The sequence below is a fragment of the Gottfriedia sp. S16(2024) genome, assembly GCF_050473765.1.
Taxonomy (GTDB): domain Bacteria; phylum Bacillota; class Bacilli; order Bacillales; family Bacillaceae_G; genus Gottfriedia.
The window spans coordinates 1,191,398-1,202,500 of record NZ_JBFLUO010000001.1; the positions used below are offsets into that span (position 1 = coordinate 1,191,398).

Annotated in this window: 11 protein-coding genes and 2 rRNA genes (1 of these 13 running past the window's edge); 1 reads left to right on the forward strand and 12 read right to left on the reverse strand. The window is 33.5% G+C overall.

Going from position 1 to position 11,103, the window contains the following annotated elements; translation table 11 throughout:
* Positions 1 to 388: 388 nt before the first annotated feature.
* Positions 389 to 2,371, reverse strand: a complete 1,983-nt coding sequence (metG, locus tag AB1282_RS05710; RefSeq protein ID WP_172795440.1) for a methionine--tRNA ligase — start codon at positions 2,369 to 2,371, stop codon at positions 389 to 391.
* A gap of 297 nt (positions 2,372 to 2,668) precedes the next feature.
* Between metG and AB1282_RS05715 the strand changes: the two genes are divergently transcribed.
* Positions 2,669 to 2,953, forward strand: a complete 285-nt coding sequence (locus AB1282_RS05715) for an AbrB/MazE/SpoVT family DNA-binding domain-containing protein (protein WP_056474515.1) — start codon at positions 2,669 to 2,671, stop codon at positions 2,951 to 2,953.
* Positions 2,954 to 3,059: 106 nt separating this feature from the next.
* Here AB1282_RS05715 and rsmI read toward each other — a convergent pair whose 3' ends face one another.
* The 11 genes from rsmI to AB1282_RS05770 all read right to left on the reverse strand — a co-directional run.
* Complete coding sequence (rsmI, locus tag AB1282_RS05720) at positions 3,060 to 3,935, reverse strand: 16S rRNA (cytidine(1402)-2'-O)-methyltransferase (protein WP_156339725.1); 876 nt, start codon at positions 3,933 to 3,935, stop codon at positions 3,060 to 3,062.
* Positions 3,931 to 4,197 (reverse strand): GIY-YIG nuclease family protein, encoded by a 267-nt coding sequence (locus tag AB1282_RS05725; protein ID WP_056474521.1) that lies wholly within the window; start codon positions 4,195 to 4,197, stop codon positions 3,931 to 3,933. Before AB1282_RS05725 ends, rsmI begins: the two co-directional genes overlap by 5 nt.
* Positions 4,184 to 4,924 carry a tRNA1(Val) (adenine(37)-N6)-methyltransferase gene (locus AB1282_RS05730; RefSeq protein WP_056474524.1) on the reverse strand — a complete coding sequence of 247 codons (741 nt, stop codon included), beginning with the start codon at positions 4,922 to 4,924 and terminating at the stop codon, positions 4,184 to 4,186. The genes AB1282_RS05725 and AB1282_RS05730 overlap by 14 nt, the downstream gene beginning before the upstream one ends.
* Positions 4,925 to 5,106: 182 nt before the next feature.
* Positions 5,107 to 5,466, reverse strand: coding sequence for a DNA replication initiation control protein YabA (gene yabA, locus AB1282_RS05735; RefSeq protein WP_056474527.1), 360 nt, complete (start codon positions 5,464 to 5,466; stop codon positions 5,107 to 5,109).
* 12 nt (positions 5,467 to 5,478) lie between these two features.
* A complete protein-coding gene (locus AB1282_RS05740; RefSeq protein WP_056474530.1) occupies positions 5,479 to 6,306 on the reverse strand; it encodes a PSP1 domain-containing protein in 828 nt (275 codons plus the stop codon).
* Positions 6,307 to 6,309: 3 nt separating this feature from the next.
* A complete protein-coding gene (gene holB / locus AB1282_RS05745) occupies positions 6,310 to 7,305 on the reverse strand; it encodes a DNA polymerase III subunit delta' (protein ID WP_056474533.1) in 996 nt (331 codons plus the stop codon).
* A gap of 213 nt (positions 7,306 to 7,518) precedes the next feature.
* Entirely contained in the window at positions 7,519 to 8,151 is a 633-nt protein-coding gene (tmk, locus tag AB1282_RS05750; protein WP_056474537.1) for a dTMP kinase, read from the reverse strand.
* A 12-nt stretch (positions 8,152 to 8,163) separates the two neighbouring features.
* A complete protein-coding gene (locus AB1282_RS05755; protein ID WP_429898686.1) occupies positions 8,164 to 9,585 on the reverse strand; it encodes an aminotransferase class I/II-fold pyridoxal phosphate-dependent enzyme in 1,422 nt (473 codons plus the stop codon).
* Between the two features lie 335 nt (positions 9,586 to 9,920).
* Positions 9,921 to 10,109 (reverse strand): sigma factor G inhibitor Gin, encoded by a 189-nt coding sequence (locus AB1282_RS05760; protein ID WP_429898687.1) that lies wholly within the window; start codon positions 10,107 to 10,109, stop codon positions 9,921 to 9,923.
* A 485-nt stretch (positions 10,110 to 10,594) separates the two neighbouring features.
* Positions 10,595 to 10,710, reverse strand: a 5S ribosomal RNA gene (gene rrf / locus AB1282_RS05765).
* Positions 10,711 to 10,765: 55 nt separating this feature from the next.
* Positions 10,766 to 11,103, reverse strand: a 23S ribosomal RNA gene (locus AB1282_RS05770) (it continues 2,600 nt past the right edge of the window).

Below are 11,103 nucleotides of genomic sequence, written 5' to 3' on the forward strand. Positions count from 1 at the left end.
GCATACCGTAAAATTTCTTACCTAACGCACAGTTAACAATTCCGTTACAAAAAAAAACGGTCAAAATTAAGCAATTTCTAATAAAATTTTAAAGATGTTTTAAATTAATTCCATGTTATATCAAGACTTTCTTACTTTTTGTTACCAAATTCAGATAATTATTTTAGTTTACCGTTGTAATCAATCTGTAATATTTTCTTCATATAATGACATTTTCTAACAATACCTTGTTAACACCTGCCATAAATCAACAAATTATTATCATATTTGTGATTATTATGATATTTTTACAATTTTCTGCACAATACAACAATTATTTCAGTAAAACAAATTAAAAAAGAAAAGCATTTCATGTTAGTTTTTACACGAAATACTTTTCCTAGTAACATTATTTAATAATAGTACCGTTTGGTAATGATTGATCAATTGTTGCAAGTGATAGCTTACCTTCAATACTTCCTGCAAGAATCATCCCTTCGGATAGTTCCCCTCTAAGCTTAACAGGTTTTAAATTCGTTACACAGATCACTTTTCTACCAATTAAGTCTTCTGGTTTATAGTATTCCGCTATACCCGATACAACTTGTCTAGATTCATTCCCTAAATCTAATTGAAGTTTTAGAAGTTTTTTTGCTCCTTTTACTGCACCAGCTTCTTTTACTTCAGCTACTTTTAGTTGAACTTTAAAGAAGTCATCAATCGTAATTTCAGGAACAGTTTCTTCCACTTTCTCTTCTGCCACTGGTTTTACAGTAGCTTGCATTTGTTCTTTAATATAAGCAACTTCAACCTCTGTCTCTAAACGAGGGAAAATTGGCTCACCTTTTTGTACTCTCGTATCCTCTTGAATTGCTCCAAACTTATTCAAGCTGTCCCATGAAAGAATCTTTTCATCAACTAGTCCTAACTGAGCGAAAATTTTCGCTGGAGTCTGAGTTAAGAAAGGTTTTAGTAAAATCCCTACTTGACGTAAAGATTCAGCTAAATGTGCCATTACCGAAGCTAGTTCGTTTACACGGCTTTCATCTTTAGCAAGTACCCACGGCTGTGTCTCATCAATATACTTGTTCGTACGACTAACGAACTGCCAAATATTTGTTAAAGCAACTGAAAACTCCATATTTTCCATTGCTGCTTCAACAGATTCTTTCGTATTTTTTGCAACTTGTTGAAGGTTTTCATCAAAATCTGTTACTGCTCCATTAACAGCAGGAATATTACCATCAAAATATTTTTGGATCATTGCAATTGTTCGATTTAATAAATTACCTAGATCGTTCGCTAAATCAAAATTAATGCGGTCAACGAATCCTTCAGGCGTAAAAATACCATCTGATCCAAAAGGAACTTCACGTAGTAAGTAGTATCTTAGTGCATCTAAGCCATATCGATCGATTAATACTACTGGATCTACTACATTTCCTTTTGATTTACTCATCTTGCCGTCTTTCATTAATAACCATCCATGAGCAAAGACCTTTTTAGGTAATGGTAAGTCTAATGCCATTAACATAATCGGCCAATAAATCGTATGGAAACGTACAATTTCTTTACCAACTAAATGAACATTCGCTGGCCAATATTTTTTATAGTTTTCTTCATTATCTGAACCATATCCTAACGCTGTAATATAGTTAGATAAAGCGTCAATCCAAACATAAATAACGTGTTTAGCATTACCAGGTACTTTTACACCCCAGTCGAATGAAGTACGTGAGACAGCTAAATCCTCTAAACCAGGTTTAATGAAATTGTTAATCATTTCATTTTTTCTTGATTCAGGTTGAATAAACTCTGGGTTTTCTTCATAATACTTCAGTAATCGGTCAGCATATTTACTCATTTTAAAGAAATATGACTCTTCTTTAACTAGCTCTACTGGATGACCGCTGTCTGGACTCTTTCCACCAATAATTTTTCCTTCTTCATTATATAGAGGATCTACAATTTGTGTTTCAGTATAATATGTTTCATCCGGAACAGAATACCAACCCTCATACTCGTCCAAATAAATGTCACCTTGATCAAGTAATTGCTTAAAAATCTTTTCAACTATTTCTTTATGTCTGTTTTCTGTCGTACGGATAAAGTCATCATATGAAATATCTAATTTTGACCATAGGTCTTTAATTCCAACAACGATATCGTCTAGGTATTCCTGAGGTGAGACATTTAACTCCTCAGCTTTTCGTTGAATTTTTTGACCATGTTCATCTGTACCCGTTAAATAAAAAACATCAAAACCTTGAAGTCTTTTATATCTAGCCATTGCATCCCCAGCAACAGTCGTATAAGCATGACCTATATGTAATTTTCCGCTCGGATAATAAATTGGGGTTGTAATATAAAATGTTTTATTACTCATTACCAAAAATCCTCCTTATTAAAAATTTCTAAATATTGACACTAAATTATTCGCATGATTTTGCATTTCATTATAAAATGAAAAATGAGTTATCTGCATATCCCCATCTACTATTACAACTTCATACTTATTTTATAAGTTAAATTTTACACAATAGTAACATCTATTTCTATTATTTCTCATAAATATACATACATTTTCTCTTAAATTAACCCATTTTGGCACAGTAGCATTATGTAGCTCTGTTTTTTGGACTACATAGTACAATTATTTTCATAAAAACTTTATATAGGAGGATTAATTATGAAATCTACAGGAATTGTCCGTAAGGTAGACGAGCTTGGCCGTGTAGTAATTCCCATTGAACTTAGAAGAACACTAAACATCACTGAAAGAGACACACTTGAAATATTTGTTCAGGATGATCGAATTATCCTAAAAAAGTATGAACCAAATATGACTTGTATGATGACTGGAGAAATTTCTCAAAATAATCTTGAGGTTGGTGATGGCAAAATTGTTTTAAGTAAAAAAGGCGCAGAACTTCTAAAATTCGAGATTGAACAATTTATAGCTAATAATAATTAAATTGAAGAGGCTGCCTATTTTAATTGCATTCTCTAAATAAAAGCAAGTAAAAATGAGTAGAGAATTACAAATAAATAAGACAGCCTAACTTCATTTTTAAACCATATTAAATTTCGTGATATTCCGCATAGACGTCCCTTTTATTTAATGAACGATCCTTCGCAACAAGTTTTATTGCATCTTTACTTTTTTCATTTTTTTCATTTATGTACCAATCGACATGTTGGTTAATTGATAGTTCCTGCCACCAACAATCCTCATTGTTTTTCATATCTTCTTCAGATGCCCCTTCTAGAACAACTACAAACTCTCCACGTACTTCTCCATTCGTTGCCCAGTCTATTGCATCACTAACTGTCCCTCGTAAAAACTCTTCGAACTTCTTTGTTAATTCTCTACAAAGTACAATTTTTCTGTCACCTAATACTTCAAGAATAACATGTAACGTTTCTTTTAAACGATGTGGAGACTCGTATAAAATAACTGTACTACGTTGTGCCTTTAACGGCTCCAATTGCTTCTTCTTATCTTTCTTTTGACGTGACAAGAATCCTATGTATAAAAATGAATCAGTAGGTAGTCCAGATGATATTAAAGATGTTAAAGCAGCATTTGCGCCCGGTAAAGGGATGACAGAAATACCTTCTTCTAAACAAAGTTTTACAAGCTCATAACCTGGGTCATTTATGCATGGCATTCCTGCATCACTTACTAATCCAACTTTTAATCCTTGTTTCAAGTCTTCTACAAGCTTTAATCCTGCTTTTTCTTTGTTATGTTCATGGTAACTCACTAATGGCGTTGGTATTTCAAAGTGATTACAAAGCTTTTTCGTGTTACGAGTATCCTCAGCTGCAATATAATCGACTTCTTTTAGTATTCTTACCGCTCTAAACGTCATATCTTCTAAATTACCAATAGGAGTTGGTATTAAATAAAGACAACCTAATTCTTCATTTAAGAAGCTCTTTTGACTTTTAATCATTGCTCGCTCCTCCTCTCATATATCGTTCTTTGTTTTCCCTTGATAATTGCTTAAAAGCGTATTCTGCTTGCATCGCTTCTCTTTTCGTTAGGTACTCCTCAAAAAATATACAATTTACAGGTGTCCTACCTCTCGTATATTTTGCACCTTTTCCATCATTGTGTTGTTTTACTCTACGCTCAATATCTGTTGTATACCCTGCATAGAAAGTAGCATCAGAACATTCTAGCACGTATAAATAGTGTTTATTGTCTTCCATATAGAATTTCCTTTAGCTCAGTCGTATACTCGTTATTTTCCTCATATACGTAAATCGGAGGCAAAATTTTAAGGTCTGCCTTACCACCTTTAATACCTTCAATTAGAAGTGTATTTGCTTCTTTACCCATTTTTGGATAGACAAACTGAATTCTTTTCGGCTCAATGCCATGTTTACGCATTGTTGTAACAATATCCAACATACGTCCTGGACGATGAACCATCGCCAATTTCCCACCGTGCTTCAAAAGTTGTTTACTTGCATTGATTACTTCTTCTAAATTCGTTTTAATCTCATGTCTCGCTATTGCATAATGCTCATTCATATTCTGTTCAGAAGTCGGAATATCTTGAAAGTATGGTGGATTACATGTAACAACATCTACAAACTCTCTACCTATTTTATCTGGTGCATTTTTTAAATCGTCATGAATCATTGATATTTTTTCATCTAACTTGTTATATTCAATGCTTCTTTTAGCCATATCATATAATCGCTCTTGTATTTCTACACCAATTATATTTGCTTTAGATCTTCGGTGTAGCATCAATGGAATAACTCCATTTCCAGAACATAAATCAACAATTGTACCTTTTTGGATCGGGACATATGTAAAATTGGATAAAAGAACTGCATCTAATGAAAATGAAAAAACAGATGGACTTTGAATAATCCTCATATCATCGGTTAATAAGTAATCTAAACGTTCGTCACCTTTAAGCATAATTAGTTCCTTTCAAATTCACACCAATATTATCTTTTAGCATTGCCTAATCGCCTAACAATTAACTAGCAGTGCATAAAAAGAAGCTATTCCATTTGGAATTGGCGCATTACCTTTTTAATCAGCTTATTTAATAGCCGTTTTCTAAAAAGGTAATTGCTCGCTTCTTCCGGAATAGCCTACCATTACTTTTTATCAAAGAAGGATAAACAAAACAGACAGTCCTCACCATGACGTACGCTTCCATAATGTAGATTACAAATATGGAAACCCTCTTGGTACAATCTTGCTAAATTATCATAGCCTTCCCCAAGATCCTTATCCTTTTGTACCTTTTTCTTCTTTGAGTCTTTTATTTGCTCTTTTTCTTCTATACGTTTATTTAGACCTAATCTTTCTCGTAAATGATCATTCTCAATTTTCGTATAGTGGTTTTCTTCTAGTAGCTCAGCAATATATTGTTTTAATTCGCTAAGCTGTGTTGATAAATCTTGAATTTGTTCTTCCATATTGGAAAGAGATAAGAATATATTCTTCTTGTCCAATCTTACCACCTCTTAATCTGTGGTTTGTATTGACACGACTCCCTCGTGAATCAAATCATCTAGGGTATACTCCACAACGCGTTCTTTTTTGATCAATTCTACCTGAATAACTCGTTCTAAGATGTTTAATCCTACTACTCTTCCAGGACCTTCTGATGTTTTGATGATATCCTCTAAGTCTGGAAGTTGTTCTTTTGCAGCCTCATACTCGTCATTTTCATATTTTAAGCAGCACATTAATCGGCCACAAAGTCCTGAAATTTTCGCCGGGTTAAGAGAAAGGTTTTGATCTTTAGCCATTTTAATGGATACTGGTTCAAAATCACCTAAGAACGTTGAACAACACAACATTCTACCGCAAGGCCCTATCCCACCAAGCATTTTAGCTTCATCACGTACACCTATTTGTCTTAGTTCAATTCGAGTACGGAATACTGCAGCTAAATCCTTTACTAATTCCCTAAAGTCTATTCTACCATCTGCTGTAAAATAAAAGATGACTTTATTTCGATCAAACGTATATTCGACATCAACTAATTTCATATCTAGTTCATGTTGCATAACTTTACTAGAACAAACTTCATAAGCTTCTTTAGCTGATTGTTTATTCTCATCAACAATCATACGATCATGCTCATCAGCTAATCGCATAACTTTTTTTAACGGAAGGACTACGTCATTTTCTCCGACCTTTTTATTTGGTACAACTACTTTTCCAAATTCAATCCCTCTCACCGTCTCAACGATGACAAAAGTATCTTTAGGGATTGCTAATCCATTCGGGTCGAAATAATAGATTTTACCAGCTTTTTTAAAACGTACTCCGACTACTTCGTACACAATCTACAATCCCTCCTGTAGCTCTATTATCATTTGCTCTAAAACCATTAACATGTTTGCGTTGGATGTTAATCGCTTTTTAGCAAAAAGGATGATTTCTAAACAAGTGGTTATTTTCTCTAATGAAATACGATTTAATGCTTGTCTCATTAATGGTTCTTCATTCTTAAAAACAACGTTTTGATCTTGCTCAGCATATATATATAGCATATCTTTAAAGGCTAATACAAGCATATCAAGCATCATTTGTAACTGTTCCTTCGTATCAAAATGACGAGAAACATTTTGTTGTATGACTAGAAGACTATCTTTTTTCGTCGTTAATAATGCTTCATATAATTCTATCACTAAATCTCTAGCTTGTGCAAACCATTCTTCTTCAGCAATTTGAAGTGCGACTGCCTCACTATTTGTTAATCTTGCTAATAATGGTACTAAGTTTGATTGGAGCTCTATATTAACTAAATGTTCTTCAAAGTATTTTGTTGGTAATGGATTAAAATGGATTGATTGACAGCGAGATTGTATCGTTGGCAAAATTTGTTGTACTTGTTCAGTTAATAAAAATGCAGTTGTAATTGAGACCGGCTCTTCCAAAAACTTTAATAAAGAATTAGCTGCATTTGTCGTCATTCGATCAGCATGGTCTATTATATAAATTTTTCGATTTGATTCAACAGCCGTTTTAGAGAATTCTTCTTGTAATTGTTGAATTTGATGTTTCTTTATAGAGGCTTCTTCAGGCTCAATTACATAAACATTTGGGTGATTACCAGAATCGACACGCTTACAATTACGACAAGTTCCACAAGGTGTAGCGCCACTTACATTCTCACATAGTAATACTTTTGTGTAGTATAATGCAAGTTCGCGTTTACCAGTTCCTCTTGGACCCTCAAATAAGTAAGCATGTGCTACCCTGTTCTTAATGACTGCATTTTTTAACATTTTTGTAGCAACTGGCTGACGATCGCTTAATTTCTCCCAAGATGTTTTCATGTTTACACCTACTTATATCTGTAAAATAATCAATAATATTTTTTCAATTGTATCGGTTTTTTTAAAAATTGTTTTACCAATTACACAACCCTTGTTTTGGCCTACATTTTTCTATTGATACAAGTAATTTTCAGTTAAGTTCCGAAAGTTTTCTTTCTTCTATTATACCAGTTCCGTCATTTTATTGTTCATGTAATCAATTTTTATAAATAATTAAATTTCTTCTATTTTTTCTAAAATGACTTTTAAAGTATCATTAAATACTTGCTCGACCTGGTTTGATGCATCAATTCGTTTAAAGCGCCATGGTTCTCTCTTCATGATCTCATCATATCCACTTTGAACTTTTAAATGAAAATCTAGTTCTTCTAAATCCAATCGGTTGATTTCTCTCTCATCTGCTTGGTGAACTCTATTTAATCCAACTTTTGGGTCTAAATCAAAGTAAATCGTTAAATCAGGCATTAAACCATCGATCGCGAATTGATTGATATTATAAATTTCATCTATTCCGATTCCTCTACCGACACCTTGATATGCAAGCGAGCTATCCACAAATCGATCACATAGCACCATTTTACCTTCTTCCAATGCAGGGATTACTTTCTCTGCCAAATGCTGTCTCCTTGCCGCAGCATAAAGTAGTGCCTCCGTACGTTTGTCCATTTCAATATTCTCTGTGTCTAAAATAATATTTCTTATACTTTCTGCGATACGTATACCGCCTGGTTCACGAGTAGATATAAAGTTCACGCTTCTTTTATGAAGTTCTTCCGATATCATTTTTATAATTGTTGTTTTCCCTGCACCTTCTGGTCCTTCAAATGTAATGAACAAAGATTTCAAATGTGTTTCCTCCTAAATCAATACTTCAATTTGTAAATTTTTATCTTCAATCAAATTTTGAATCGTCATTCCATATTGATATACATCTTGAATATAATCAACATGCTTAGTAGTAATTAGTTCACCTTTTAGTAAAATCGGAATTCCTGGTGGATAAGGTACAATATTTTCTGCAGAAATTTCTCCAACTGAATCTGCCAAATCTTTTACCAACTTCCTTTTTTTCTTTAAATCAGCGTAACTATGTAAAACTGTACTCGTAAAATTAGGTACGTTAAGCTTAGGTTGTTTACTTTCAATATATACCATAGATTCAATTGCTTTTTTTATACGATTAATAAGGTCATTAAAATCCATTCCTTCATCTAGCGGAAGGATAAACAGAACATGTCCCCAATCTGATAGCTCAGAATAGATTCCCTCATTTTCAAATATTTCCTGTAATTCTTTACCGGTATGTCCTTTTACACTTTTTACGATTACTTTTAGTAAATCTTGTGTATAGTTTATATGGCTTGATGAAACAATCTGTATACTAGATAAATCATTAACTTCTCTAATAAATTCGGCAATTTTCTTTTGAAGTAATTTTACTTTATCAATAGAAAATGTTTCAACAAAACCCCTTGCGTAATCTAAGGAAGCCATGATTGGATAAGAAGGACTGCTGCTTTGTAGCATTCTCAGCATTTCTCTTACTTTATCTTTGCAAACAAGTTTTGATTTTATATGTAAATATGAACCCATCGTCATTGCGGGCAAAGTTTTATGCGCTGACTGTATGACAATATCGGCACCCATAGATAGCGCATCTTCTGGAAAAGGCGCCCCAATGATAAAGTGTGTTCCATGAGCCTCATCTACTATAGTTGGGATATCCATATTATGAGCGAATTCAATTATATTTTTTAAGTTTTGAGACATTCCATAATAATTAGGGTTTGTTAAAATGATTGCTTTAGCTTTTGGATAATTTTTTATTACATTTATAGATTGTTCAGCGTTGATTCCAAGTGGCTGTCCTAGCTCTTCATCAATATCTAAAGGCAAGAATATAGGCTTTGCTCCAGCAAGTAAAAGACCATGAAAAACTGACTTATGACAGTTACGTTGTACCAATACTTCATCATTTTCGCCACATAACGCTAAAATTGCAGCTAGGTTACCTACAGTTGATCCATTTACTAAAAAGAAACTTTCTTCTGCTTTGTATACTTTGGCTAACAATTTTTGAGCCTCACTGATCACCTCTGAGGGATAATGTAAGTCATCTAAGCCGTTTAATTCCGTCACATCATAATTTAATATATTTGGTAATCCTAATTCATTTATAAAAGTGTGCTTTCCATTTTTATGACCCGGAACATGTAGTGATATTGTTTCTTCTTTAACAAACTGTTTCAATGCATTTAGTAATGGCATTTTATTCATCATTAACGCTTCCTTTAATTTTCGCTAATATTTGTATGTATCGTTATACTACTATATTTTTTTGTTACTTTTTTAATTGAACATATTAAACATACTTTTCGATAATTTAATACAACTTCCTAATTCAAAATCCAATAATTTTTAGACAATATAAAAACCGATTATATTTACAAGTTCTCTCCATTACTTAAAGGCTCAGTCACTAAAGAGGTGACCAAACAGTAATAAATTATGGCAGAGGTACCTGTATATAAAATCGGTCCTTCACTTATATCTTATTTTAACTTACAAAAACTTATTAGACTACTACTATTAGTCTATAACCCTTATGCTAATCTCTAATTCGCAATTTCTTCTTTCACCGTACTGATACATCTTAACTTCTCTACAAAGGAATTGTATATAGGTGCATCTGTTTCAGTTTTTACGATTTTCTTTTCACACTCTTCACATACGAATGCTTCAATAATATGAATGCCATGTTCCCTATTCTCTTCACAAACTATACATTTTGATAAACTGTTCACCTTTATTCCTCCTCTAAGTGTTTTTCAGTGCAATTTACGTTTGATTAAACAATTTCGTTTATTATTTAGTTTTGCAAATTAAAAACTTTTTATACAATTTAGGGCCTATTTTTTTGTAATATATGAAAATAGTTCTAATTTTGTGCTCTATATTTTTAATTTTTTTTCTAAATATGATACTACTTACCTGCTTTGAACTTATTTTTGTTCCTTCTAACTACTAAAAAAGGACTACAAATAGTTTGTAGTCTTCCCCCCCAAACTGATCATATTCTTCGATACTGCGCGGTGCTCATTACCATGTAGGGTAACTCCGTACCTCGAAAGAACTGCTACTTAAATCAATACCTTTAAGTGAAGTACCAATTAAATTAGCTTTGTTTAAATATATTGATCAAGTTTCACATTATTTAACTTTGATTCTTAAAATTTTATATCTTTGTAAATACAAAAAAACATCAGCCTAATAGCTGATGTTTTTAGTTACCAGGCGACGTTCTACTCTCACAGGGGGAAACCCCCAACTACCATCGACGCAAAAGAGCTTAACTGCCGTGTTCGGTATGGGAACGGGTGTGACCTCTTTGCCATAATCACCTGATTTATAGAGTTGTACTTCGTACCCTCAAAACTAGATAATGTCATTATCAAACTTGTTAGTTAAGTCCTCGACCGATTAGTATCAGTCAGCTCCACGTGTCACCACGCTTCCACCTCTGACCTATCAACCTGATCGTCTCTCAGGGGTCTTACTAGCTTAACGCTATGGGAAATCTCATCTTGAGGGGGGCTTCATGCTTAGATGCTTTCAGCACTTATCCCTTCCACACATAGCTACCCAGCCATGCTCTTGGCAGAACAACTGGTACACCAGCGGTGTGTCCATCCCGGTCCTCTCGTACTAAGGACAGCTCCTCTCAAATTTCCTGCGCCCACGACGGATAGGGACCGAACTGTCTCACGACGTTCTGAACCCAGCTCGCGTACCGCTTTA

Coding starts and splice junctions, on each gene's coding strand:
- AB1282_RS05715 (WP_056474515.1), top strand. CDS start 2,669: ATGAAATCTACAGGAATTGTCCGTAAGGTAGACGAGCTTGGCCGTGTA.
- AB1282_RS05725 (WP_056474521.1), bottom strand. CDS start 4,197: ATGGAAGACAATAAACACTATTTATACGTGCTAGAATGTTCTGATGCT.
- holB (WP_056474533.1), bottom strand. CDS start 7,305: ATGAAAACATCTTGGGAGAAATTAAGCGATCGTCAGCCAGTTGCTACA.
- AB1282_RS05755 (WP_429898686.1), bottom strand. CDS start 9,585: ATGATGAATAAAATGCCATTACTAAATGCATTGAAACAGTTTGTTAAA.